At 62.2% G+C, this 22,893-nt stretch carries 26 protein-coding genes and 1 tRNA gene; 13 read left to right on the forward strand and 14 right to left on the reverse strand.

Annotated elements, in window-relative coordinates:
* Positions 1-21: 21 nt before the first annotated feature.
* The 6 genes from flgF to AC3IR3_RS15520 all read right to left on the reverse strand — a co-directional run bounded on the left by flgF (position 22) and on the right by AC3IR3_RS15520 (position 4,708).
* On the reverse strand, positions 22-762 hold the full coding sequence (flgF, locus tag AC3IR3_RS15495) for a flagellar basal-body rod protein FlgF (RefSeq protein ID WP_489193408.1): 741 nt from the start codon (positions 760-762) through the stop codon (positions 22-24).
* Between the two features lie 68 nt (positions 763-830).
* Positions 831-2,054: a flagellar hook protein FlgE gene (gene flgE, locus AC3IR3_RS15500; protein WP_132144511.1), complete on the reverse strand. Its 1,224-nt coding sequence runs from the start codon at positions 2,052-2,054 to the stop codon at positions 831-833.
* Positions 2,055-2,072: 18 nt separating this feature from the next.
* Positions 2,073-2,723 (reverse strand): flagellar hook assembly protein FlgD, encoded by a 651-nt coding sequence (locus AC3IR3_RS15505; RefSeq protein ID WP_489193410.1) that lies wholly within the window; start codon positions 2,721-2,723, stop codon positions 2,073-2,075.
* Positions 2,724-2,735: 12 nt separating this feature from the next.
* Complete coding sequence (gene flgC, locus AC3IR3_RS15510; protein ID WP_489193412.1) at positions 2,736-3,155, reverse strand: flagellar basal body rod protein FlgC; 420 nt, start codon at positions 3,153-3,155, stop codon at positions 2,736-2,738.
* Complete coding sequence (gene flgB, locus AC3IR3_RS15515) at positions 3,152-3,571, reverse strand: flagellar basal body rod protein FlgB (protein WP_489193414.1); 420 nt, start codon at positions 3,569-3,571, stop codon at positions 3,152-3,154. The genes flgC and flgB overlap by 4 nt, the downstream gene beginning before the upstream one ends.
* Before the next feature lie 219 nt (positions 3,572-3,790).
* Positions 3,791-4,708 carry a chemotaxis protein gene (locus AC3IR3_RS15520; RefSeq protein WP_489193416.1) on the reverse strand — a complete coding sequence of 306 codons (918 nt, stop codon included), beginning with the start codon at positions 4,706-4,708 and terminating at the stop codon, positions 3,791-3,793.
* Positions 4,709-4,886: 178 nt separating this feature from the next.
* On the opposite strand from AC3IR3_RS15520, the gene AC3IR3_RS15525 reads away from it, so the two are divergent.
* From AC3IR3_RS15525 to AC3IR3_RS15545, 5 genes are all read left to right on the forward strand, one after another.
* Positions 4,887-6,212 carry a methyl-accepting chemotaxis protein gene (locus AC3IR3_RS15525; protein ID WP_489193417.1) on the forward strand — a complete coding sequence of 442 codons (1,326 nt, stop codon included), beginning with the start codon at positions 4,887-4,889 and terminating at the stop codon, positions 6,210-6,212.
* Complete coding sequence (gene flgA / locus AC3IR3_RS15530; RefSeq protein ID WP_489193419.1) at positions 6,209-6,904, forward strand: flagellar basal body P-ring formation chaperone FlgA; 696 nt, start codon at positions 6,209-6,211, stop codon at positions 6,902-6,904. Before AC3IR3_RS15525 ends, flgA begins: the two co-directional genes overlap by 4 nt.
* Before the next feature lie 105 nt (positions 6,905-7,009).
* Positions 7,010-7,315: a flagellar biosynthesis anti-sigma factor FlgM gene (gene flgM, locus AC3IR3_RS15535; protein WP_489193421.1), complete on the forward strand. Its 306-nt coding sequence runs from the start codon at positions 7,010-7,012 to the stop codon at positions 7,313-7,315.
* A complete protein-coding gene (locus tag AC3IR3_RS15540) occupies positions 7,312-7,755 on the forward strand; it encodes a flagella synthesis protein FlgN (RefSeq protein WP_132144495.1) in 444 nt (147 codons plus the stop codon). The genes flgM and AC3IR3_RS15540 overlap by 4 nt, the downstream gene beginning before the upstream one ends.
* Before the next feature lie 48 nt (positions 7,756-7,803).
* Positions 7,804-9,078, forward strand: coding sequence for an EAL and HDOD domain-containing protein (locus AC3IR3_RS15545; RefSeq protein ID WP_132144493.1), 1,275 nt, complete (start codon positions 7,804-7,806; stop codon positions 9,076-9,078).
* 304 nt (positions 9,079-9,382) lie between these two features.
* Here AC3IR3_RS15545 and AC3IR3_RS15550 read toward each other — a convergent pair whose 3' ends face one another.
* The 7 genes from AC3IR3_RS15550 to rsmD all read right to left on the reverse strand — a co-directional run bounded on the left by AC3IR3_RS15550 (position 9,383) and on the right by rsmD (position 15,127).
* Positions 9,383-10,432, reverse strand: coding sequence for a TMEM43 family protein (locus tag AC3IR3_RS15550; RefSeq protein WP_489193424.1), 1,050 nt, complete (start codon positions 10,430-10,432; stop codon positions 9,383-9,385).
* A 21-nt stretch (positions 10,433-10,453) separates the two neighbouring features.
* Positions 10,454-11,305: an MBL fold metallo-hydrolase gene (locus AC3IR3_RS15555; protein ID WP_489193426.1), complete on the reverse strand. Its 852-nt coding sequence runs from the start codon at positions 11,303-11,305 to the stop codon at positions 10,454-10,456.
* 54 nt (positions 11,306-11,359) lie between these two features.
* A complete protein-coding gene (gene ggt / locus AC3IR3_RS15560) occupies positions 11,360-13,060 on the reverse strand; it encodes a gamma-glutamyltransferase (protein ID WP_489193428.1) in 1,701 nt (566 codons plus the stop codon).
* 79 nt (positions 13,061-13,139) lie between these two features.
* Positions 13,140-13,394 (reverse strand): YfhL family 4Fe-4S dicluster ferredoxin, encoded by a 255-nt coding sequence (locus tag AC3IR3_RS15565; protein WP_132144485.1) that lies wholly within the window; start codon positions 13,392-13,394, stop codon positions 13,140-13,142.
* Positions 13,395-13,486: 92 nt separating this feature from the next.
* On the reverse strand, positions 13,487-13,990 hold the full coding sequence (locus AC3IR3_RS15570; protein WP_489193430.1) for a hypothetical protein: 504 nt from the start codon (positions 13,988-13,990) through the stop codon (positions 13,487-13,489).
* 22 nt (positions 13,991-14,012) lie between these two features.
* On the reverse strand, positions 14,013-14,516 hold the full coding sequence (coaD, locus tag AC3IR3_RS15575; RefSeq protein WP_132144481.1) for a pantetheine-phosphate adenylyltransferase: 504 nt from the start codon (positions 14,514-14,516) through the stop codon (positions 14,013-14,015).
* Between the two features lie 26 nt (positions 14,517-14,542).
* Positions 14,543-15,127 (reverse strand): 16S rRNA (guanine(966)-N(2))-methyltransferase RsmD, encoded by a 585-nt coding sequence (gene rsmD, locus AC3IR3_RS15580; RefSeq protein WP_489193433.1) that lies wholly within the window; start codon positions 15,125-15,127, stop codon positions 14,543-14,545.
* A gap of 76 nt (positions 15,128-15,203) precedes the next feature.
* Here rsmD and ftsY point away from each other — a divergent pair, with 76 nt between their 5' ends.
* The 6 genes from ftsY to AC3IR3_RS15610 all read left to right on the forward strand — a co-directional run bounded on the left by ftsY (position 15,204) and on the right by AC3IR3_RS15610 (position 20,185).
* Complete coding sequence (ftsY, locus tag AC3IR3_RS15585) at positions 15,204-16,355, forward strand: signal recognition particle-docking protein FtsY (protein ID WP_489193435.1); 1,152 nt, start codon at positions 15,204-15,206, stop codon at positions 16,353-16,355.
* A gap of 81 nt (positions 16,356-16,436) precedes the next feature.
* Positions 16,437-17,486, forward strand: coding sequence for an AsmA family protein (locus tag AC3IR3_RS15590; RefSeq protein WP_489193437.1), 1,050 nt, complete (start codon positions 16,437-16,439; stop codon positions 17,484-17,486).
* Between the two features lies 1 nt (position 17,487).
* Positions 17,488-18,534, forward strand: a complete 1,047-nt coding sequence (gene mutY / locus AC3IR3_RS15595) for an A/G-specific adenine glycosylase (protein WP_489193439.1) — start codon at positions 17,488-17,490, stop codon at positions 18,532-18,534.
* Positions 18,531-18,809, forward strand: a complete 279-nt coding sequence (locus tag AC3IR3_RS15600; RefSeq protein ID WP_489193440.1) for an oxidative damage protection protein — start codon at positions 18,531-18,533, stop codon at positions 18,807-18,809. The genes mutY and AC3IR3_RS15600 overlap by 4 nt, the downstream gene beginning before the upstream one ends.
* Positions 18,810-18,877: 68 nt before the next feature.
* Positions 18,878-18,953 (forward strand) — tRNA-Phe (locus AC3IR3_RS15605).
* 173 nt (positions 18,954-19,126) lie between these two features.
* Positions 19,127-20,185 carry an acyltransferase family protein gene (locus tag AC3IR3_RS15610; protein ID WP_489193442.1) on the forward strand — a complete coding sequence of 353 codons (1,059 nt, stop codon included), beginning with the start codon at positions 19,127-19,129 and terminating at the stop codon, positions 20,183-20,185.
* Between the two features lie 142 nt (positions 20,186-20,327).
* Here the strand turns inward: AC3IR3_RS15610 and AC3IR3_RS15615 are convergent, their stop codons facing one another.
* A complete protein-coding gene (locus AC3IR3_RS15615; protein ID WP_489193444.1) occupies positions 20,328-21,449 on the reverse strand; it encodes an acyltransferase family protein in 1,122 nt (373 codons plus the stop codon).
* Between the two features lie 59 nt (positions 21,450-21,508).
* Between AC3IR3_RS15615 and AC3IR3_RS15620 the strand changes: the two genes are divergently transcribed.
* Positions 21,509-22,006, forward strand: coding sequence for an EamA family transporter (locus AC3IR3_RS15620; protein ID WP_489193445.1), 498 nt, complete (start codon positions 21,509-21,511; stop codon positions 22,004-22,006).
* Complete coding sequence (locus tag AC3IR3_RS15625; protein WP_489193446.1) at positions 22,003-22,890, forward strand: class I SAM-dependent methyltransferase; 888 nt, start codon at positions 22,003-22,005, stop codon at positions 22,888-22,890. The genes AC3IR3_RS15620 and AC3IR3_RS15625 overlap by 4 nt, the downstream gene beginning before the upstream one ends.
* Positions 22,891-22,893: the final 3 nt, after the last annotated feature.

Genomic DNA, 22,893 nt, shown 5'->3' on the forward strand with positions numbered 1-22,893 from the left:
GTGTGGCGTCTTTTCCGCCGCTTACCCGAGCTGTAGCAATTTGGATGCCGACTGAGCGTTTTCGTCGGCTGCCTTGATCGATCGCACCTGCATTTCGAATTCGCGCGACAGCGAAATCATTTTCACGAGCACATCGGAAGGATTGACGTTGCTCGACTCCAGCGTGCCCTGGACCACGCGCACGTCCGGATCGGCCTGCGCCTGACTGCCGTCTTTCAGGTGCATAAGGCCGTCGCCACCCAACTGGAGCTGGTCGTTGCCGGGGTTGACCAGCTTGAGCCGGTCTATTGTCGTGACGGTATTCGGGCCCTGCCCCTGCGGTACGACCGAAATCGTGCCGTCCGATCCGATCCTGACGTTGGCCGCCTGGGGAATCGTGATCGGTCCACCGCCGCCGAGAACGGTATTGCCGCGCGAGTCCGTCAACAATCCGTCGGCATCCATGCGCAAATTGCCCGCACGCGTATAACCTTCGGTGCCGTCGGCGGACTGCACCGCAATCCAGCCCTGGCCCTGAACCGAAACATCCAGATCGTTGCCCGTGGTCTGCTGCTGGCCCGCGCTCATGTCCCAGCCGTTGCCATTGGCGACGCTGTTGATACGGGTCTGCGCGCCCTCTCCCTGGATCGGTACGCTCTTGAACGCCGAAAGCTCCGCCTTGAAACCGGTAGTGCTGGCGTTGGCGAGATTGTGTGCCACTTCCGACTGCGCACGCATGATCTGCGTGGCGCCGGTCATCGCGACATATACGGAACGGTCCATGGCGATCTTCCTCGGGCTTGCGCTGCATGCGGGAAACGGCGAAGCCGTCTCCCGCGCATGCGCCGACCTTAGTTACGGATATTGATGATGGTCTGGGTCAGCTTGTCGTCGGTCGAGATGACCTGGGCATTCGCCTGGTAGTTGCGCTGCGCCTTGATCATGTTCACCAGCTGGGCCGTGAGATCGGCCGTATTCGACGCTTCCAGCTGACCGGACTGCACGGCACCGACGTCGCCGCTGTTACCGACGCCACGAATCGGCTGACCGGAATCGGAGGACTCCGCCCAGTCGGTGTTGTTGAGCTGACGCAGACCCTGGTTGTTGGCGAACGTCGCCAGCGCAATCTGACCGACAACCGTCGACTGGCCATTGTTGTACTGCGCCGACACGATGCCGTCCTTGCTCACATCGAACTGCGAGAACTTGCCGGCGGCATAGCCGTCGTTGGTGGTCGCCGACGTCGAGAACGTGCTGCCGTACTGCGTCATCTTCGTCACGTCGATCGAGATGTTCAGCGGATTCGCACCGGGATTGGGCGAGACCGCGCCAAAGTTCAGCTTGCCGTTGGCCGGCGTCGTCAGTGCGCCGCCCGTGGTGAAAGCCATCTGTTGGGGCGTGCCCGCTTCTGTGCCGTCGATCACCATGTGGGCGTTCCACACGTTGCTGGCCGCGTCCTTGACGTAATAGACCATGCCGCTGTGCGTGGCGCCGAGCGAATCGTAAGCAGTGAACGGCGTCGCGTTGTTGTAACTGTTCGCATCGTCCTTGCTGAACGGAGTAACCGTCGGAACCTTGGCATCGCCCGGCAGATTAGCCAGCAGGCCGACGCTGGTCGTCGCCTTCGCCGGGCTCTGGCCCGTCTGCAGCTTGAGATCGGTCAGCGTACTCATGTCGAATGTGCCATTGGCCGCCGGCGGATAGGCCTGAAGGCGCTGTCCCATCGCATTGACGATGTAGCCGTTATCGTCCTGCTGAAATGCACCGGCACGCGTGTAGGTATAGCCGGCGCCGTCCTTCATCGTGAAGAAGCCGTTGCCGGCGATGCCGAAGTCGAGATTGTTACCCGTCTGATTGAGGTTGCCCGCAGTGAACTGCTGGGCGACATTGGTCAGGCGCACGCCATTACCGATCGAGTTGGCCGACAGGTTCTGGCCTGCGCTCGAATACACCTGCGAGAACTCGGCACGCGAGCCCTTGAAGCCAGTGGTGTTGACGTTGGCGATGTTGTTGGCGGTGACTTCCAGATCGGAAGATGCCGCGCTGATGCCGCTGAGTGCGATATTGAAAGGCATAGAAATTCCTCGGACGGATTACTGGACCATGGCGATCTGACTGAGCAGCGTGCCGCCGAAGCCCGCCACCTGTACGTACGTTCCGTCGGTGCCAGAAGCGCCGACGCCTTCGATCTTCCCGCGCACGAATGTGTCGATCGCCGTGCCGTTGGAAGTTGCCCCGAGCGTGTACACCCCGTCGGGAAGGGCCTTTCCGGAGTCGTCCTTACCGTCCCACGTGAACTGCTGCAGGCCAGCGTCGGGCTGATCGAGACTGATGGTGCGGACGACGTTCCCGTCCTTATCCTTGATCTGTACGTTGACGAAGGTGCCCGACGTTCCGACGTTGACCGCACCATCGAGCTTGCCGTCCTTCAGCGTGCCGACCTTCGAAGGAACGATCGCTTCCTTGCCTACCATCGCCGATGCCCGGACGAACTGATCGCCCGTGAGGTTCTTGGACAGCGAATCGAACGAGGACTGCAGCTGCTGGGTTGCCGCTACCTGACTGAACTGCGCCATCTGCGACACCATCTGCGTGGAGTCCATCGGCTTGGTCGGGTCCTGATTGGTCATCTGGGTGACCATCAGCTTCAGGAAATCGGACTGACTCAACGACTGATCGGAAACCGCGTTGCTGCCCGACTGGTTATTCGTCGAATTGTTATTGGAGACACCGTTGACTGCCATGGGAGCGGCTCCTTACTTGCCGAGGTCGAGCGTCTTCTGCATGAGTTGCTTTGCGCTGTTCATGACTTCGACGTTGTTTTGATAGGAACGCGACGCGGAGATCATGTTGACCAGTTCGTCGACGGGATTGACGTTGCTCGAATACACGTAGCCATTCGTATCGGCCATCGGATTGGCAGGCTCGTAATGCGATTCCACCGGCGCCTGGCTCTCGGAGATACCAAGCATCCGCACACCACCGGGCGAATTGTCGCCACCTGCCGCGACCTGCTGCTGTACCGCCGAAAAAAGCGGCTGTTTCGCGCGATAAGCGGTTGCTTCGCTGCTGGCGAGGCTGTCGGCGTTGGCCATGTTGCTGGCCGTAGTATTCAGACGCGCGGACTGTGCGGCCATGCCGGACCCGGCGACATCGAAGATCTTCAATAGGCTCATGAGCTGCTTCCGGTGATGGCGATACGCATCGCGTGGATCTGCCCCGTGATGAAACTCAGGCTTGCCTGGTAATGAACGGCATTGCTGGCGAATGCGGCCTGCTCGACCTGCGTATCGACGGTGTTGCCGTCCATCGACGGCTGTGTGGGAATGCGATAAGCGAGCGCATCCGCGCCCCCGGGACCGGTGGCGGTGTTGCCCCCGATATGACCGGAGCTGGTCGCGGCCATGGGTAGCTGGCTTCCGTCCATCGCGTCGGTGGCTGCCGAAAGCGCCTTGCGGAAATCGACATCGCGCGCGAGGAAATCGGGCGTGTCCGCATTCGCGAGATTCGAGGACAATACTTCGGCACGCTTCTGCCACAGGGCCAGTGCCTGGGTATGCATGCCGAATAGCGGGTCGGGTTTATCGATCACGGGCTCGTGCCCTCTCGTTGCCTTAGCGAGAGGATTTGAGCAAGGAGCGTGCCACGAGAGGAAATACGCAGGAAACGGCGTGGTTATGCGGTTTTTCGCCGCCAGCATCCGGGCGAGTGACGGAAAACCGACACCCAGCGCAGGCAATAAACGTCGTAGTACCGTCGTCGGCAGTTATTGCACGAACGCGCGCTTACAGGCGTCCGGGCACCGGAACGATCAGCCCGGCAGGAGTTCCAGCACGGCATTGGCCAGTACGTCGGGCTGGAACTTGGCGATGAAGCGATCGGCGGAAACGCCTGCCACCATCGCCTCGTTGAAGACACCGCTGAGCGAGCTATGCAGCAATACGCGCAGATGACGCAAGCTGGCGTCTTCGCGAATGGCGCGGGTCAGTGCGTACCCGTCCATGCGTGGCATTTCGATATCGGAGATCACCAGATCCACGCGCTCGTCGGCCGGCCCCTCGGCGAGAGCTCTCAGGCGTTCCAGCCCTTCCTGACCATCGTGGGCCACGATGCATTCCAGATCCATTTGCCGGAAAAGATCGACCAACTGTTTGCGTGCCACCAGGGAGTCGTCCACCACCAGAAGACGGCGATGGCGATTGGGGCGCCCCTGAGCAGCCTGCTGGACGCGTTCGGACAAGGCCACGTTCTGCGGCTCGATGCTGGCCAGCACCTGCTCGACGTCGACGATGGCCAGGAGATCGCCGTCCAGCCGTGTGACCGCATTGACGCGCGGGCCATAACCCAGTGCTCCCGGTGGCGCGGCCATATTGACGCCATCGACGTGGACGATCCGGTCTACCGTCGACACCAGGAAGCCCTGCATGGAACGGCTGAATTCCGTCACGATCAGATGGGCTTCGGCATCGGACGCCAGCGGCGGATAGCCCATCGCGGCGGCGAGATCGATGACGGGAATGGTCATGCCCCGGTAGTCGAAGCTGCCGGCGACCAGCTGGTGCATGCTGGGCATACGCTCGAGCTTCGGCCGGCGCAACACCTCGCGCACCTTGAAAACATTGATACCGAAGGCCTGACCGTCGCCCAGGCGGAACAGCAGCATCGCCACACGATTGTGGCCGGCGAGGCGGGTGAAGGTTTCCACGGTATCGAGAAGCGGGCGGGCCATGGGCGACACTGCACTTATAGAGGGATCGATGGCGTATCGGCCCCGTCCCCGTATTCTTGATAGTTCTGTGTGCAGGAGCGCGCTCCTACGCAACGGAAACCGGGTGTCTCGTCGCCGATGGCATACGTCTTGCTTCTCTCAAGTCCTGAAGCCTCTGGACGATGTAGAGGCGTCCTTTATGAGCGATCGCCGAATCATGAGCCTTTTGTGGAGCCAGCACGTCCGCCTTCTCGCCGACGCCATCGCGTCCGGCGACGCTTCGCGCGTGCGTGCCATTTCGACCCGCTACCCCTCCGCCGCACAAGCGCTGGCGCCATTGCTGAAGCCGATCGAGCCGCGTATCGCGCCCGCCACGACGATCCAGGCCATCGAGCAGCAAGGCATGGTGCTTACCAATGCCCAGGCCCTCGGCGGTACGTTGCAGGAGCTGACGGGTTCGGTGGAAAGCGCACGCGACACCGTCGGTAGATTGACGGACGCCGGCGCCAGGATTTCGACGGCGCTGGATCAAGCCCAGGCCGGCATCTCCGGCGTTGCGGAAAGTGGCAGCCAGGGTTCGGCATCCGCCGGCGATCTCGACGGACAGTTGCGCCTGCTTCGCAGTGCCCTGTCCGGCATGACCCGCAATCATGCCCAGTTTTCCGATTACTTCACGGAAATCCGCAAGCTGACCGCCGCGGTGCAGGACATTGCGCACCAGACCAACCTCGTCGCATTGAACGCGGCCATCGAAGCGGCGCGCGCCGGCGAAGCCGGACGCGGATTCGCGGTCGTCGCCGACGAGGTCAAACAGCTTGCCGAGAAGACCACGCAGGCAACCGCCGGGATCGACTCGGTGACGCAGGCCGTGGGCGAGTTCTCCGGCCAGCTCGACGACGCCGTCCAGAACAGCCTGCGCCGCCTAGAGCAGACGCAATCGGGCATAGCGGGCATGCAGACATCGCTCGGCAAGGTCGACGATGCCGTACGCAACGCTCGCGGCAGCATCGATACCGCACGCGAAGGCATGGGTGCATTGCACGCGCGCATTGCCGCCATCCAGGCCATGCAGGCCGCGCTCGGCCGCATGACGAACGAGGCGCGCCGCCAGGCGGACGCCACCTCGCGCGCCGCCGTGCTTGCCCACCGCCTGGGTATGTCCCGTCTCGAAACCGAAGGCGGCATGGACCCGGCCAGCCTCACCCAGATGATTCGCGAAGCCAGCCAGGGCATGCGTTACGCCCTCGATCTGGCCATTCGCGATCCGGCGGGCCTTGATCGCCGCTGGCTCGACACCACCCCGTTGATGCGCTGCATCGACCAATTGCGTCAGCGTCGTGGCGATGTTGTAGGCCACGCTCTCGTCGAAGCCGGGGAACGTTTCTCGGCTCAGAGCAGCCAGTTCGTCATGTTGCTCGCCGACGGAAAACACGCCGACGCCACACAGGCCGTGCCCGCGATGCATCGCGAACTCGACGCCATCGTGCAGAACCTGTCCGGTGCGCTGAGCGAAGCGGCCGCATGATCGTTTCCCGCCGCCTGCTCGCCCTGCCCTTCGCCGCGCTTCTCGTGCTGCCGGCGGCCGTGCGCGCCGAGCAGTCGGTGGATGGTGTCCGCGATGCCGCGGTCCAGTGGTTGCAGCAGAACCGGACCTTGCCCGGCGCCCGCATGGTCGCCGAGGCAGGCACGCTCGACAGTCGCCTGAAACTTGCGGACTGCCCCGCGCGTCCGGTCATCAACGTACCCGGCAACCGTACGCTCGGCGCGCGCGTCAGCGTCGTCGTCCAGTGCCCCGGCAGCTGGACGGTCCGCGTTCCGGTTCGCGTTCAGATGTTCACCCAGGTTCTCGTCACGACACGGCCGCTGGCTCGTGGCGACGGCGTGGGCCCGGACGATGTCCATTCCGAAGATCGCGATGTCGCGTCGATGGGCTACGGCTACGTCGACAAGCTCGATCAGATCGAGGGGCGCTCGCTGGCGCGCGCCCTCCGCGCCGGCACCGTGCTGACCCCCGGCATGCTGGCCGGCCGCCAGGCTGTTCGCATCGGCGATACCGTCAGCATGGTCGCCCGTATCGACGGCGTAGTCGTCCATGCCCAGGGCGTGGCGATGGGCGCCGGCGACACGGGAACGCGACTACGTGTACGCAATGCCGCCTCCGGCAAGGTGCTCGACGCCGTCGTCAGTGGCGAGGGCGTCGTGGCCGTACTTCCATGAACGAATTCCCAAACCGATCACACTTTAAGGCCTAGGGCCAGTTAAAGTTTCCCGACGGGTGGTCGATAAATCACCTGAAGGGAACGAACCCTCAAGGGACAACCCATGAATACGACAATCAAACCCGGCCTTCAGCCACAGCAGCAGCCGGTACAGGTGCGTTCCAAGGATAGCGGCGCCTCCGGCGCGGCTTCCGTGCAGAACACCTCCGCGGTGCTGCCCAGCGACGACAGCGTCCGGCTGACCGATTCGGCCAAGGCACTGAGCGCGGCCAGCGTTGGCGACAGCATCGATACCCATCGTGTCGATCAGATCCGTGCGCGCGTCACCGACGGCACGTACAAACCCGACTCGCAGGCCATCGCAAGCAAGCTGCTGGCGATGGAGGGACAGATCGGCGGCCACGCATGAGCGATTCCCTGCAGCCTGAATTCCACGCGGCGCTCGGCGCCGTAATGGGCGATCTGGCGCGCGAGACGGATGCTCTGCACGAAAACCTGATCGAAGAACGCATGGCGCTCGACGCCGGCGATGCAACGGCGCTCGAAGCCGTTGGCAAAACCAAGGGCGCGTTACTCGACCGGATCGACAAACTCGACATCGAGCGTCGCCAGCTTTCCGACGCAGCGGGCATCGACGCCCTGGCCGACGAACGCTGGACGGCGACGATTGCTTCTCTCAACGAATGCCGACACCTCAACGAGGTGAACGGACGCATCGTCGCGCAGCGCATCGTGCATGTGCGCGACGCCCTGGCGTTGCTTACGGGCGGCAAAACGGGCGACGTCACCTACGGCCCCACGGGGCTCACCCGCAGCAGTCTTCGTTCGGCGCCGCTGGCGCAGGCCTGACCGGTACCCGCGCTTCCCCACACGACCACCCAACGGCGTCCGAAAGAAATGCCAGCCATACCCCTGCCGACCGCGGTGAATGACGACGGAATCCTGCCGATCGTCCGTGTTCCCATTCTCGACAAGAAGCAGTCGCTGTTCGCGTACGAGCTGCTGTTTCCGCGCCCGGCCGGCACGGATATCGAAGCGGCGTCGCTCGCGCATACGCAGGCCACGCTCAGCGCGATCGCCGATGGCAGCCTCAAGCGCCTGGTCCGCGACAATCGTGCATTCCTGCATATGTCGCGGGACCTGTTGCTCGAGCACACCGACATTCTTCGTCACAATGCGCGCCTGGGTGCCAGTGTCGGCGCGGAAGTGGGCATGGACGAGCAGTTGCTCGCCAAGCTGCGCGAACTGAAAGGCCACGGCTGCCTTTTCGTACTGGAAGACTTCAGCCTTTCTCCCGATCCCGAACACCGCGCCAGCGTGGATGCGCTGTTGCGCATCGTCCAGTTCGCGAAGGTCGCCGTCGATCATCGTCACCCGGTCGCGGCCCGTGCTCACATGGACTATGTCCACGCGTTCGGCGTCAAGGTCATCGTGACCGGTGTCGACTCGCACGAAACCTATCTCGACTACGCCGATCAGGATGTCGACGGATTCCAGGGCAAGTATCTCCTGCGACCCGAGCGTGTCGACATGCCGCGCCTCGCTCCCAGCAAGCTCGGCGTGCTGCGCCTCATGGGCGCGCTGCAGGACCCGGACAACGGTCCGATCGAACTCGGCAAGATCATCCGCGACGACGCGATCCTCAGTTACAAACTGCTCGGCTGCGTCAATTCCGCCTACTTCGCCCTGCCGCGCCAGCTGAAATCGGTGGAACAGGCCGCGGTGTTCTTCGGCGTGAATCGCATGCGCAACTGGATTTTCACCATGGCCGTCGCGGGCATGGACGAACGTCCGCCCGAACTGCTCCGCCTTGCGCTTATCCGCGCGCATATGTGCGAGCAACTGGCGCGCGGCATCAAACCCGAACTCCAGGAAATGGCGTTCACAGCCGGGCTGTTCTCGCTGCTCGATACGTTGATGAACGTATCCATGGCCTATGTGATGGAACACCTGCCGCTGGCCATCGAAATCCGCGAGGCCCTGCTGGAAGGCGTCGGCCCGTTCGCACCGTTGCTAGATCAGATTCGCCACTGGGAACAGGGCGAACTGGAAAGCGACACGGCGCTACGCGACCAGCACCTTCAGACCATGGCTGCGATGTACGTCGATGCAGCCAACTGGGCGGATCACGTCTATGCGTTCGCGGATGGCACGGTTACCGCCGAAGCCTGATTCGCCCATATCCGCACATGCAAAGTAGAGCCCGGCAACGCCGGGCTTTTTTGATTCTTCGCGCACTTCGAGGGAGGGCTCGGCTTCGCCATCGCTTTCGCGCTCGGACGCGTCGAGGGGGGGCCGACGGCTCTTCCGGATGCTACAGTCACGTGGGGGAAAGCATCGCGTGACGCAGGACCCGTGATGACCGCATCCGGTCCCGTCCCATCACGTGCTCGGCTCACGCTCTGCCCGCAGCAAACCGCAGTCGACGGTGCCGTGGCCGGCGGGTGCAGACCCGACGTGCCGCTTTCTGTCAGATCTACGCACCCTGAATACGCTGTACCCGCCAGATAGCGAGACCCGCCGCAAGCACGGCGACCAACAGCCATACGCTGGCGGTCATACTGTCTGCGCCGAGCCACATGATGCCGGCAATGGCCGAAACCACGACGCCGCCGACGCCAAGTGCGAAGAGCGCGTCCCGCTGCAAACGACTGCGGTGTGCGAGAAGCAGGCCGCCGAAGGCGGCCAGCAGGATCGCGAAGACGCGCAGCGGAAGAACAGCCTGCGGAGGCTCGGGCAGAGTCGGCAACACATCGAGCAGACTGCGTTCGCCCACTTGCACATCGAAACCTGCGCCGCCAACGCTGCCATTCGTCGCGGGCACCAGCGTATCGCCATCGATCCGGGCGAGCACCGTCAGCGACTGCAGTGGTACGGCTTCCCAGCTGACCCGCAAGTCACCCAGGCGAGGCTGTCCCGGTTTGGCACTGGTGACCAGGGTGTCATCCAGCTTCTGGAAGGTGGCGGCCAGATTCGCCGGCAGGCGCTCGATCTCCGGCGGCACACGCACGCTATCGGGAAAAGCGCGCAGCAACGGGGTCGACAGACGGAAGTGACCGATCCGGACCTCACCCGCGTCGAACTGACGTCCCTGAACCGGGAAGGCGCCGGGATTTACATGGCCCTGCGGATGAGCGAATTCCGACGCGTCGATCGGATGGTCGACCCAATCGAGTTCGTAGTGCGTGCTGCCGCCCACGCTGAGCTCGCGCCACTGGAACATCTCCACGTGACGGATCAATACCGGCGATTCGGCGCGCACATTGAATTCAGGGTCGCGAGGGGCATCCACGATCTGCGGCGTTCCGCTTACCCGGGTCATCGAACCGTACTGCCCGGCCTCGGGGCGACCGGCGGCGCCCAGGTCGAGTACAGGAGCGCCATGACGCTCCGACGCGGCGGCATAGTCCATGACGCGGCGCTCGTTATAGGCCACCAACCCCAGACTCGCCACCAGCAGCAACGCGCCGACGATACGGACGACCCAGCCGCCATCCTGCTGCTTTACCTTGACCTTCGACCTCATCCCGTCCCCCGTTCCTTCCGCTTATGCGCTCACGCCAGCCAGCCGATCCACGGGATCGACCGCCGTATAACGCCCCTTCGAATCCTGCACGACCGCCGCCAACGCGCACGCGTGATCGTGGGTAAAAAACAGTCGCACACCGCGCGCGATCTTGTCGTCCAGAAACCGTTTCTTCTCGTCGATCAGCTTTTCCGGCCACCGGTCGTAGCCCATGGTAACGGGCAGATGGACCCACGCCCGGCCGGGAATCAGATCGGCACAGAAAACGACGCCACCGACCTCCGCCAGCATAAGCCCCGGCGTATGCCCTTCCGAAAATTCGAAGCGGACGCTCTCGCCAAGCGACGTCGGGCGTCCCGCCTCGACCAGTTCGAGCCGGCCGCTCTCCTGAAGCAGGGTGGTCAGCTCGGGAATAAATGAAGCGCGGTCGCGCGGATGTGGCTCCAACGCACGACGCCAGTGATCCGCACCGACCAGATAGGTCGCTCTCGGAAATAGCAGTCGCGCGGGTTCGCCCTCCTTCCATGCCGCCAACAGGCCGCCTGCGTGATCGAAGTGCAGGTGCGACAGGACGACGACGTCGATGTCCTCGTGAGCAACGCCCGCTTCCGCCAGGGAGTCGAGCAGCACATGACGGTCCTCGACCACGCCATAACGCTCGCGCATGGCCGGATCGAAAAATGCGCCGATACCCGTTTCGAACAATACGTTGCGACCGTCGAGGCCGGTGACGAGAAGACAGCGGCACGCCAGCGGAATGCGATTCTGCTCGTCGGCCTCGATCCAGCGCGACCACAGCGCCTTCGGCGCGTTGCCGAACATGGCGCCGCCATCCAGTTGTTGGGAATTGCCGGTAAGTGACCAGAGTTTCATGATTTCAAACCTCCAGCGAACAGGCTTTCTTATAAGAGCGCGGTAAGTCTGCGCTCACTGGACTTTACCCAGACCCGACGGCCGGCGCGGGTCGCTTGCCGCGTCGAGCGTGTTGGTCGCGTGATCCCACGTCACCACGTTCATGAAACCCCATGGCGAACGTTCCTTCAGCACATGGCCCATGTCCGTCAGCGACTTTACCGTCGCGTCGTCGAACACGCCCGCCTCGACGTCAACGCGATCGGGCAGGTACTGATGGTGGAATCGCTTCTGTGCGGCGATATCGGCCGCGCTCTTGCCATCGACGAACGCGAGAATGCCTTCCAGCACCTGAGTGATGATGGTGGAACCGCCCGGCGAACCGATCACGGCGGTCCGGTCCTTGCCGAACACGAAGGTCGGCGACATGGACGAAAGCATCCGCTTACCGGCCTCCGGCGCATTCGCGTACGCACCACGCAGACCGAACGCATTCGGTTGTCCCGGCACCAGGGCGAAGTCATCCATTTCGTCGTTCAGCAGGACACCCGTCCCCTTCGCAACGAAGGCCGAGCCGAATTCGAGATTCACCGTCAAGGTGGAAGCCACCATATTTCCATCGGTATCGATAACCGAAAAATGCGTCGTATGCATACCCGGCTCCCTGGCCATCGCAGCGGGAAGCAGATCGGAAGGCGTGGCCTTGTCCGGCGAGATGGTCGCGCGCAGACCGTCGGCGTAATAGCGCGACAGCAACATATCCAGCGGCATCTTCACGAAATCGGGATCGCCGAGATATTCGTTGTGATCGCGGAACGCGCGACGCATCGACTCGATGATCAGGTGCGTGGCATGCGCCTTGTCCAGCTTCGACAGATCGAAACCCGCGAGGATGTTGAGTATCTCGGCAATGGCGACACCGCCGGAGGACGGCGGCGGCGCGGTGACGATGCGGTAGCCGCGGTAGTCCACGGTAAGCGGCTCGCGTTCCTTCACGCGATAAGCCGCCAGGTCCGCCGCGGTCCAGTTGCCGCCTGCGGCACGTGTCGCGGAAACCAGCATCTTTGCGGTCTCGCCCGCGTAGAACCCCTCGACACCCTTGTCGGCAAGACGCTCCAGCGTACGGGCGAGATCGGGCTGGCGCAGGGTCCAGCCCTTGTCGGGCACCTTGCCGCCGGGCAGTAGCAACTCGGAGGAGGCCGGCCAACGACTGAGTACGTCCTTACGATCGGCAATGGCCGAGAGGAAACGCGCGTCCGGCTGGAAGCCTTCCTTCGCGATACGGATCGCCGGCGCCAGCGATTCGCGCAACGGGAGCTTGCCGTAGTGTTCGGCCATCCAGACGAGGCCGGCGGGTTCGCCGGGAATACCCGCCGATAGCGGTCCGTTGATCGACGAATCCCGGTTCGGCTTACCGTCCTTTCCGACGTAAGCCTTCATGTCGACCGCTTTGGGCGCGGTCTCGCGCGCGTCGACGAAGATATCGCGGTTGTCCGATGCACGGTGCAGCATTGCCATGAAGCCGCCGCCGATACCGGAGCTCTGCGGCTCGACGACGGCAAGCGTCGACGACACGGCGACGGCGGCATCGAATGCGTTACCGCCCTTCGCGAGCACTTCGAAACCCGCATTCGTCGCATGAAAATTCGCGCTGGCGATAGCGGCATGGCCTGGACCCTTCGAGGGTGCGGCGGAGGGCGCGGATTGCGCGGCGGCGACGTTGACGACGAACAGCAGGCTCGCGGCAAGCGCGCGCCACGGATGGGCATGAACCATGGAAACGCATCTCCTCAAAACGAAAGAACGCGTAGGAGAGGTTAACTCATGGTTGGTGGCAACCGGGACCTTCGAGGGCTTAAGAGGCCTTCGCCATCAGGTGTTCGTACTTCAGCGTGAGCTGATCGTTCGATTCGGTGTGTTCGGGGTCGACCAGAATGCATTCGACCGGGCATACCTCGATGCATTGAGGAACGTCGTAATGGCCCACGCACTCCGTACAGAGAGCCGGGTCGATCACGTAATACTCCTCGCCCAGCGAGATCGCCTTGTTCGGGCAGACCGGTTCGCAGACGTCGCAGTTGACGCAGGTATCGAGAATCTTGAGGGACATGTTCCGGCCATTTTACTCCAGCCGGCCCCCAAACGACGAAAGGGCGCCGCAAACCGCGGCGCCCTTTCGCTTTGCGCCCCTGGGGGGACGGATTACATCGCAACGAAACGGAAAATCGCCCCGCTGGGAGCGACGGCGTCCGACACGCGCTGCTGGTCGGCCTGCTCACCGATGAACAGGACAATGACGTTCTTGAACGAGCCTGGCTGGGCGTCCTTGAAGGCATCGACCATCAGCTCGGCCGTCTTGGACGACTCGGGACCGCCGAAGACGAGCATATTGCCCGGCGTGACGCCACGGGCAACGGTGCCCTTCACATTGTCGAGCTGACGCGCGCGACCGTCCTTGCCCGCATCGTCGTCGCCCGCCGGCACGAAGTACGGGAACGGACGATCAGCCGTCATGCCCTGCATGTTCTTACGCACGATCTGGCCGAAATACTGGCTCCATGCCTTGGTATCGGTTGCGTTGGTCGGCTTGGCGACTGCAACCTCCTGCACCGGAGCGGCCTTGTCGGCGTCTTCGGACTTATTGCAGGCGGTCAGCGCCAGGGCGGCGGTCAGGGCCACGGATGCGGCAAGGACAAACTTACGCATGATTTTCACCTTTCGATGGATTTTATGAGGGACTACGCCAGCGCTGGCGCATGGCCTGCTGCACCGCCGGATGCACGAAGCCGGAGATATCGCCACCGAGGCGACCGATTTCACGCACAAGCGAAGAAGAGATAAAGCTGTATTGCTCCGCCGGCGTCAGGAACAGCGTCTCGGCCTGGGGAATCAGGTGACGATTCATGCTGGCCAGCTGGAATTCGTACTCGAAGTCCGACACGGCCCGCAGGCCGCGCAGGATGACGCCCGCACCGATATCCATCACGAAGTGGGCAAGCAGGCTGTCGAAGCCCCGTACCTCGACGTTCGGCAGATCGGCAAGAGCCAGCCGGGCCAGCGCAATGCGCTCGCCCAGGCTGAAACCCGGCCCCTTGTTAGGGCTCTCGGCCACAGCGACCACGATGCGATCGAACAGCGGAGCGGCACGCGACACCAGGTCGGTATGCCCGTTGGTGATCGGGTCGAACGTGCCGGGATAAACGGCAAGACGCGGATTGGCCGGAGAGGTCATTGAGTAGGGCGGTTGAAGAAACTGGCTTAGCTTAGCGGATCGACCGGATGGCGGCGATAGAGCGTGTAGGCGACTTCCCCGGCGGCTCCTTCCCTGTGCGGCAACCAGTTCGCGGGGACGTCGATGGAGGCATGCCGGGGCTTCTCCACATAGATCCAGGCGTGCGCCGTCAGCCAGCCGCCGCGCTCCAGTTGTCCGGCAATCGGAACCCATGCCTCGAGCGCGAACGGGGGGTCGAGAAAGACCACATCGAAGGGCTGCGCGGGCGCGCCCGAGACCAGCCGGGAGGCATCGTCGACCGCGACGTCGGGATTTACGATCTTCAGCCGGGCGAGATTGGCCTTGAGCGAGGCAGCCAGACGCGGATCCCTCTCGACGAAGCGAACGGCCGAGGCCCCACGCGACAGGGCTTCGATACCCAGGGCACCGGTGCCGGCGTACAGGTCGAGACAACGCGCGCCGTCGATAATGGGATGCAGCCAGTTGAACAGCGTCTCGCGGACGCGCTCCGGCGTAGGCCGCAGGCCCGGGACGTCGGGTACCTCCAACCGCGAATTGCGCAGATTGCCGCCGATGATACGGATGCGCCCGAGGGCGGCCCGGCCGGTCATGCGCGGCCTCGCCGCTCAGCGGCTAGTTGGAACGGGAGTGATAGCATGCGCGCATTGTCTTTGAATCCTTCGCGCAATGCTCAAGTTCTGGAAAAAGAAGCCCGCCGAACCCTCCGCGACGCCGTCGCCGGACGCGCCAGTGACGACGGATGAGCGCACCGCTCCGGCCGCGCCGCCAGCCGCCGATTCCGGTTCGCTGGACAGCGCACTTCCGCTGGCAGAAGTGCTGGCCGAAACGCCCAGTGCCGAGCCGGAGGCACCGGCTGTGGAAGCCGAATTCGAAGTAACCGAAATCGTCGAAGCCGCGCAGCCCGCCCGGCGTAGCTGGCGCGAACGCCTCTCCGGCAGCGGCTTCGCCAAAAGCCTCTCGTCCCTGTTCGTACGCCATCCCAAACTGGACGACGACCTGCTCGACGAGCTGGAGACCGCGCTGATTACCGCCGATGTCGGCGTCGAAGCGAGTACCAGCCTGGTTGAAGGTCTGCGCCAGCGCATGCACAAACGCGAGTTCGCCGACTCCGCGGCGCTGCTTGCCTCCCTGCGCTCGGAACTGATCGCATTGCTGAAACCTGTCGAGCGTCCGCTCGACGTCGGCACGCATGCGCCGTTCGTCGTCCTGACGGTAGGTATCAACGGCGTGGGCAAGACCACGACCATCGGCAAGCTGGCACGCCGTTACACCGATGAAGGCCGCTCGGTCGTCCTTGCCGCGGGCGACACCTTCCGCGCCGCCGCCGTCGAACAGCTGAAAACGTGGGGCGATCGCAACAAGGTCGCCGTCATATCGCAGGGCCAGGATGCCGACTCGGCCAGCGTCATCTTCGACGCGCTTCAGACCGCGCGCGCCCGAGGCGTCCAGGTAATGATCGCCGACACAGCCGGTCGCTTGCATACGCAGGGTGGCCTCATGGACGAACTGGGCAAAATCGCCCGCGTCATGAAGAAGCTCGACCCCGCCGCGCCGCATGAAGTGTTGATGGTGATCGACGGCACCACCGGGCAGAACGCCATCAATCAGGTGCGACAGTTCCTCCAGATCGTCGGCGTCACGGGACTTGTGGTCACCAAGCTCGACGGCACGGCCAAGGGCGGCGTCGTATTCGCCCTGGCACGCGAATTCGGGCTGCCCATCCGGTACGTGGGTCTGGGCGAAACCGCCACCGACCTGCGCACGTTCGACGCCGAAGCATTCGTCGATGGCCTGCTGCCACCCGCGCTGGGAAGTTAAGACATGTATGCCGCTCCTTTGCTTTCCGTGGGAGCGCGCCTGCGCAGGACAGGCAACAAACCGAAGAAGCGGAACGCCTGAATGAACCGCCGTCTCCGACTCGTTCTGCTCACCATCGCCGGCCTCGCGGCCGCTACGCTGCTCGCCGCGTTCATCGCCATGTACGTCGTGCTGCAACCGGAACGTTTCACCGCCCTGCTCCAGTCGCAGGCGCGCCAGGCAGGTCTGGAACTGACGCTCGCCAACCCCGCCAGCCCGACCCTCTGGCCCACGCCGGCACTTGAACTGAACGGCTTATCCCTCAGCGCGCGCGGCAACAGTACGCCGATGATCGCCGCGTCGCACGGGCGACTCGTTCTGCCATGGCATACGCTTCTGGGCGGCGACACCGTCGTCTCGCGCCTCGAGCTTGAAGGCGCGCGCATCGATCTCGACGCGATCAATGCGTACATCGACACGTTGCCATCGCGTTCGTCCATGGCCAGCGCTTTTCTTCCCACCATCGACGCGGGCTTTTCGATTACCCGAGGCACGCTTCTGCGCGGCAATCGTCTCCTGCTGAGCAATGTCCAGGTCGACGCGGGGCGCCTCGCCAACGGCCAACGTTTTCCCCTGACGCTGGCCGCGCGTACCGGTGACGGCACACCCTACTCCGTCGATCTGAAAACGACAGCGCAGCTGACGGAGGGCGTCCTGACGTTGGGCGACGTTGCCCTCGCAATCGCCAGTGAACCCCGGTTCAAAGCGGCGCTTGCCGGCGAAGCACTATGGCGCGGCGGGGCGGACATCGGCGCGCAACTGGCTGGCAAAATCACCCGGGCCGATGCTGAAACCTACGACGTCGTCGCGAACGTGACGCCCGCCAATCAGAGCGACCCGCTGTCCATCGCCCTGCGTCTCGATGGCAAGAACGATCACGCTGACGTGCGCCTGCCGCCGCTGGAACTCGCGCAATGGTGGTCGACGTTCGGAACAGGCGGCTCGCTGACGCTGCCACCCGTACGCGGCAACATCGCAGCGGATGTCATCGACGCCGGCGGCATCCACATCGAAGGCCTGCGCATCCAGGCCGGCGACGCTCCCGCAAGCACGAGTTCCACCGCGGACACTCCGAAAGCAAAGACCCCGTAACGTGAATCCCTTCGCCACCGAACTCCTGCGCTGGTTCGATCACCACGGCCGCAAAGACCTCCCTTGGCAACATCCGCGCGATGCGTATCGTGTCTGGCTGTCGGAAATCATGCTGCAGCAGACACAGGTCGTGACGGTCGCCGGTTATTTCCAGCGTTTCGTCGAACGCCTGCCCACGCTGCGCTCGCTTGCCGAGGCCCATGAGGACGACGTACTCGCCCTGTGGTCCGGCCTGGGTTATTACCGTCGCGCGCGCTTCCTGCATCGCGCCGCGCAACTTTGTGTCGAACGGCACCATGGCGAATTGCCACGCGACCTCGACGCACTGGTAGCACTGCCCGGCATCGGCCGTTCCACCGCCGGGGCGATTCTTGCGCAGGCGTACGGGATGCGCTTTCCCATTCTGGACGGCAACGTCAAACGCGTGTTGACGCGATACCACGGCATCGCCGGCGACCCGGGAACAAGCGCGATCGAAAAACAGCTATGGCTGCGCGCGGACGAACACACACCAGCCGAACGCACCGCCGACTACACGCAGGCCATCATGGATCTCGGTGCAACCGTCTGTGTGCGCTCGAAACCCCTGTGCCCGCTTTGCCCCCAGGCCACGCGCTGCGTCGCCCACCGTGACGGACTCACGGCCGTCCTGCCCACCGCGAAACCGGGCAAGAAAATCCCGACACGCACGACCGCCATGCTCGTTATGCGAGACGGCAAAGGCCGCGTTCTGCTGGAACGACGGGGCCCTCAGGGCGTTTGGTCGGGCCTGTGGAGTCTCCCGGAAGCGGAAGACGCCGGGACCGCCGCCGAACGCGCGCGGCAACTGGCGAACGTAAACGAGACCACCGCCCTGCCCGCGTTCACCCACGTTTTCAGTCATTACCGGCTGGACGTTTCGCCCATCCTGTTCGACCATGCCAGCCCGCTGCGCGCGCTGGGCGACACCCCCGGCCTGCGCTGGTGCGACGCCGCCGCGATCGCCGGCATGGGCCTGCCCGCGCCCGTACGCACCCTGTTAGCCCAACTTCTGGAGATACCCGCATGACGCGCATCGTTACCTGCGCAAAACTCGGCCGCGACGCCGAAGGCCTCGATTTCGCGCCCTGGCCGGGCGATCTCGGCCGGCGCATCTACGAAAGCATATCGAAGGAAGCATGGACCCAGTGGCTCGCCCACCAGACCATGCTCATCAACGAAATGCGCCTGAGCCCGCTAGACCCGAAGACCCGCGCGTTCCTGAGCGGCGAAATGGAAAAATTCTTCTTCGGCGGCGACGTAGCCCAGCCCACCGGCTACGTCCCGCCCGAAGATCAGACTTGACGATCCGCCCGTCAGCCGCTTTAATACGCGGCTCCACCCAGCACGCAACGCCTGTTGCGAGCACCCGTGGCTGAGTAGCTCAGTTGGTAGAGCAGGGGATTGAAAATCCCCGTGTCGGCGGTTCGATTCCGTCCTCAGCCACCATTTGATAAGGGCTTCCAGAGATGGGAGCTTTTTGCGTTTTAACGCATACCCCAGCTATCGCGAACGCCTCCGCCTCTAGTCCTCCCACGCACAAGCATGCGTGCTAACTGCGGCTGACGGCTGGATCGCCGGCAGTTACCATGTGCTATTGACGATTTGCGAGGATGTCCCGAATGATGGACCGTGCTGCCTATTTCAGAAATGCAGACGGCATTCGAGGACTCGCTTGCCTGACGGTACTCTTCGTACACACCATCAACGGCATATTCGCCGGCAGTCGCGTATACCTTCCCGGTACGGGCAAGGTCGGCGTATGGTTATTCTTCGTCCTGAGCGCGTTCCTTCTCACCAATCACCTGTTTCTGCGAGGAACCGGCCTCAGGTCGATGATCGACTACGTCTTGGCACGTACATTTCGAATCGTGCCTCTTTTCGTGATCGCGGTCCTGTTCTATTACGTGTTCGGCACCGCCAGGATCGACACGCCATCCGACATCTTCGCGGCGCTGACCCTCGAAAAGGGATATGCGCACTTGTGGACGGTCCCGGTGGAAATGAAGTTCTACGTACTTTTGTTTCCGCTCGCCGTGCCCACGATTGCTATTTCACGACGATGGGGGCCAACGTGGTCAGCGGTGTTCGTACTGGTCGTCGGCTTATTCTGCGCCGTGGCTTTCCCATTCACCGATACGACGGAGAACTCCCCTTCCCTGCGCTGGTACATCCCCTGCTTCTTATTCGGGGTGGTGGCAGCAGTTATCTATCCGACAATCAGAGCGCGCGCGATCCGCGCTCCGGCCATCCTCGTCAGCGCGCTCGTGTTCATTGCAATTGTCGCGATGACCGATTACTTCAGAGCAAAGTACTATCCCGACGCCCCGAACTACTGGCTTGGGAACAAGTTCATTCCGCTGGGTGCACTCTGGTCAATGTTCATGGTTGTCAATCTCGACAACGAAGGCGCAATGGGAAAATTTCTCTCTTCGTCCGCAATGACCAACATCGGGCGATGGAGCTATCCGATTTACCTATTCCACTGGTTCATTGTTACCAAGCTCACAGAGTGGCGGCCGAACAGCCTGATTAGCGCCGGCCTGGCGATCGCATTGTCTCTACTGGCAGGCATGCTCATTCATATGTACCTGGAGCGACCGATCATGACGCTGCGGTCGCGTATTGGCCAATCCATTCTTCGTCGCAATCGGCTCGCCCAAGCAAAAACGTCGGCCTAAGCATAGCTGCCTGGCGTCGGCATGCCCTACCCTTGCATACGATAGCGACCAAGAATAGGGTCGCCCAGCAACCCGCACCCCTCCAGAAAGCTCCGGGCTCGGTCACTCACCGCTGGTAGTGTTCCGGCATCTCCAGGATAAGTCAGATTGTCGCCGGTTCGGTTCTGGGCCGGGTGATGCGTTTTCCAAAGTCCATTCCAGGCTGCTCGATCAGCCGAAAGGTGATGGTGGCGATAACCGTTATGATGCCCAGCGAGATCAGGAGGCACGTGAAATACGCGACAGCCTCCTGACCAGGAAACTTCGCATAGACCCACTGATAAAACCCAGCCTTGCCGAGCTTATACAGAATGGTCGGGTGCACCAGATATAGACTAAAGCTGATCTTGCCGAGATAACGAGTTACGGGATTGGAGATGAAGCGGGAGGGATGGAGTGCCATCCCAAGACACAGAAGACCGAAGGGGATGCCCCATAGGGAATCCCATGTGGGCCTTAGCCCCCTACCCCAGAAAAACAGATAAAGCGGCCCGCTTGCATACAACGTGTAGATCGCCAAAAGGCCGGCCGCACAGATAGCCCAACAGGCAAGACGAGCTCCCGTCGCGCTAAGTAGCGGCCTGATTGCCTGATGAACGTGGAAGATCAGCATGCCCCAAACGAAGTAAGGGAGCTGAGTAACCACATTGTGGTAAACAAAGCTTCCGCTGGTATCCAGGATGGGCTTCATATCGATTGAGAAGGATGTCGCCATTGCGATAGAGATGGCCAGCACGATCACCGTCTTCCCCATGGAACGACAAGCAATAAGCAGGAGCGGAAACGCCGCATAGAACAGCATCTCAACGCCAATCGTCCATGATGCGGGCACGATGCCTTCAGTAAGGTGAGGCACAAGATTGAATACGAACAGCCCGTTAAGCATCACATCCAGCGCAGGGAAGGTGACGCCATCTTCAATCCAGACGTTGAATAGCTGAAAAATGAGAACGGCATAGAACAACGGGGCGATTCGTGCAAATCGTCGCGTGAAGTAGGTGGAAAGCGCCGGCTCCGTGTGCAGCCGCCCCCAGTAGCCATAGGACAGGCTGAATCCACTGACTACGAAAAATAAAGGGACGCCAAATCCGAAATGTGTCCCGATGAAACTCAGGCCATCCGGCAACAGGGCTCCACCCGACCCTACAAGATGGAAGAAGATAATCGATACGGCCGCATATGCGCGCAACGATTCGATGCCGTCAAGCCGGACTCTGCCTACCACAACTACTCCTTACCCCCTTTCCTGGTCGGGGTGTCCAGTCATGGTACTACCCAGCGACCATGAAGGCACTGAGATTCCCGAAAAAATGCGCCGCTCCGGACTTCACCGTCATCGCATCCGCAACTCGTTGTACCATCGAATTCAATTGGGAGAAAGCCGGATTGTTTGGCGATAGTCGGGGGGCGGGAATGGAGAGGTCTTCAGGCATGAGCTTCAGCACATTGACAATGGTCGTGGGAACGGTATTGCTTCTATCCGTAGGCCAGGTACTTTTTAAGTACGCCTCGGCAAGCATAGATTTTTCGAAGCCAATCACGCTGATATCTCTTCCATTGATTGGCGCGCTTGCCGTCTACGGTTTCGCAACACTCGCATGGCTGGCTGTACTTTCCCGCGTCCCGTTATCGATGGCCTTCCCGTTTTATGGCCTGGGATTCATCTTCGTCCCAATCTTTGCATGGCTGTTGCTAAGAGAGCCTTTGCGACCGCCCGTTCTGATCGGCGGAGTCGTCATTATGATCGGCGTCGTGATCACCTCGCTGGGATCTCGCTCATGACGACATGCCCCGCCTGCAATTGCGCTCTTGTTTCCGGAGTACGCCCTTGGCACTTCCGCTGTTCATCGTGCAGCTATGAGGGAAGTCATCTCGAGTCAAGCATCCAGGATCGCCCAGATGGTGGCGACATCGATGAGGTAGCCAGAGAATTCGGCCTAGGAGGCTTGCGCCAAGCCAATTTCGATCGGCTTTCACGACGCATTTCAGAGATCGTCAAGGCCACTGACGACCGCCCGAAGATGCTCGATGTTGGATGTGCCCATGGCTGGTTCATCGAGGCCAATCGAGACCGGTGCGACATTCTTGGCATCGAGCCAGATATTGCGGTTGCTACGGCTACGGCAAGTCGAGGACTTCCGGTACGAAACGGATTCTTTCCACAGGCACTTAAGGACGGCGAGCGATTCGACGCCATCGTGTTTAACGACGTTATAGAACATATTCCAGACATCAATGCCGCCCTTATGTCTTGCTGGAATCATTTGAACAACGAAGGACTAGTGGTAATCAATGCACCGTCAAGGCAGGGTGTGCTGTATCGCATTGCCACGCTGATGGCCCTGGCGGGGATGGTGGGACCCTTCGATCGTTTATTGCAGAACGGTCTACCATCGCCTCATGTACATTACATGGACACGAAAAGCATACGCCTCTTAGCGAAACGCAATCACTTCGCCCTCGAGGCGCAGATGTCGCTGCCTTCGATCGCGGTCAAAGGGCTTTATGCGCGCATTCACTGCTCTGGCCAGGTAAGCTCAGTGAAGGCCGCGCTCATGACGGCCACAATCAGTTTAGCCGCCCCAGTTATCCGCGCCCTACCTTCAGACATCGAAGTATGGTTTCTGAGGAAGCAGTCCGCACCAACGGCGCAATCCTCGGCGTAATAC

It is taken from the genome of Luteibacter sp. GL_149 (assembly GCF_057834065.1).

Bases quoted from the DNA above. Each gene is read 5' to 3' on its own strand.
- AC3IR3_RS15565 (WP_132144485.1), bottom strand. From the start codon at position 13,394: ATGTCCCTCAAGATTCTCGATACCTGCGTCAACTGCGACGTCTGCGAA.
- AC3IR3_RS15625 (WP_489193446.1), top strand. From the start codon at position 22,003: ATGACGACATGCCCCGCCTGCAATTGCGCTCTTGTTTCCGGAGTACGC.
- AC3IR3_RS15610 (WP_489193442.1), top strand. From the start codon at position 19,127: ATGATGGACCGTGCTGCCTATTTCAGAAATGCAGACGGCATTCGAGGA.
- flgC (WP_489193412.1), bottom strand. From the start codon at position 3,155: ATGAGCCTATTGAAGATCTTCGATGTCGCCGGGTCCGGCATGGCCGCA.
- flgF (WP_489193408.1), bottom strand. From the start codon at position 762: ATGGACCGTTCCGTATATGTCGCGATGACCGGCGCCACGCAGATCATG.
- flgA (WP_489193419.1), top strand. From the start codon at position 6,209: ATGATCGTTTCCCGCCGCCTGCTCGCCCTGCCCTTCGCCGCGCTTCTC.
- flgM (WP_489193421.1), top strand. From the start codon at position 7,010: ATGAATACGACAATCAAACCCGGCCTTCAGCCACAGCAGCAGCCGGTA.
- coaD (WP_132144481.1), bottom strand. From the start codon at position 14,516: ATGACCTCTCCGGCCAATCCGCGTCTTGCCGTTTATCCCGGCACGTTC.
- AC3IR3_RS15505 (WP_489193410.1), bottom strand. From the start codon at position 2,723: ATGGCAGTCAACGGTGTCTCCAATAACAATTCGACGAATAACCAGTCG.
- AC3IR3_RS15590 (WP_489193437.1), top strand. From the start codon at position 16,437: ATGAACCGCCGTCTCCGACTCGTTCTGCTCACCATCGCCGGCCTCGCG.
- rsmD (WP_489193433.1), bottom strand. From the start codon at position 15,127: ATGACCGGCCGGGCCGCCCTCGGGCGCATCCGTATCATCGGCGGCAAT.
- AC3IR3_RS15545 (WP_132144493.1), top strand. From the start codon at position 7,804: ATGCCAGCCATACCCCTGCCGACCGCGGTGAATGACGACGGAATCCTG.
- AC3IR3_RS15520 (WP_489193416.1), bottom strand. From the start codon at position 4,708: ATGGCCCGCCCGCTTCTCGATACCGTGGAAACCTTCACCCGCCTCGCC.
- AC3IR3_RS15540 (WP_132144495.1), top strand. From the start codon at position 7,312: ATGAGCGATTCCCTGCAGCCTGAATTCCACGCGGCGCTCGGCGCCGTA.
- AC3IR3_RS15550 (WP_489193424.1), bottom strand. From the start codon at position 10,432: ATGAGGTCGAAGGTCAAGGTAAAGCAGCAGGATGGCGGCTGGGTCGTC.
- AC3IR3_RS15600 (WP_489193440.1), top strand. From the start codon at position 18,531: ATGACGCGCATCGTTACCTGCGCAAAACTCGGCCGCGACGCCGAAGGC.
- flgE (WP_132144511.1), bottom strand. From the start codon at position 2,054: ATGCCTTTCAATATCGCACTCAGCGGCATCAGCGCGGCATCTTCCGAT.
- AC3IR3_RS15570 (WP_489193430.1), bottom strand. From the start codon at position 13,990: ATGCGTAAGTTTGTCCTTGCCGCATCCGTGGCCCTGACCGCCGCCCTG.
- AC3IR3_RS15525 (WP_489193417.1), top strand. From the start codon at position 4,887: ATGAGCGATCGCCGAATCATGAGCCTTTTGTGGAGCCAGCACGTCCGC.
- AC3IR3_RS15555 (WP_489193426.1), bottom strand. From the start codon at position 11,305: ATGAAACTCTGGTCACTTACCGGCAATTCCCAACAACTGGATGGCGGC.
- AC3IR3_RS15620 (WP_489193445.1), top strand. From the start codon at position 21,509: ATGAAGGCACTGAGATTCCCGAAAAAATGCGCCGCTCCGGACTTCACC.
- ftsY (WP_489193435.1), top strand. From the start codon at position 15,204: ATGCTCAAGTTCTGGAAAAAGAAGCCCGCCGAACCCTCCGCGACGCCG.
- ggt (WP_489193428.1), bottom strand. From the start codon at position 13,060: ATGGTTCATGCCCATCCGTGGCGCGCGCTTGCCGCGAGCCTGCTGTTC.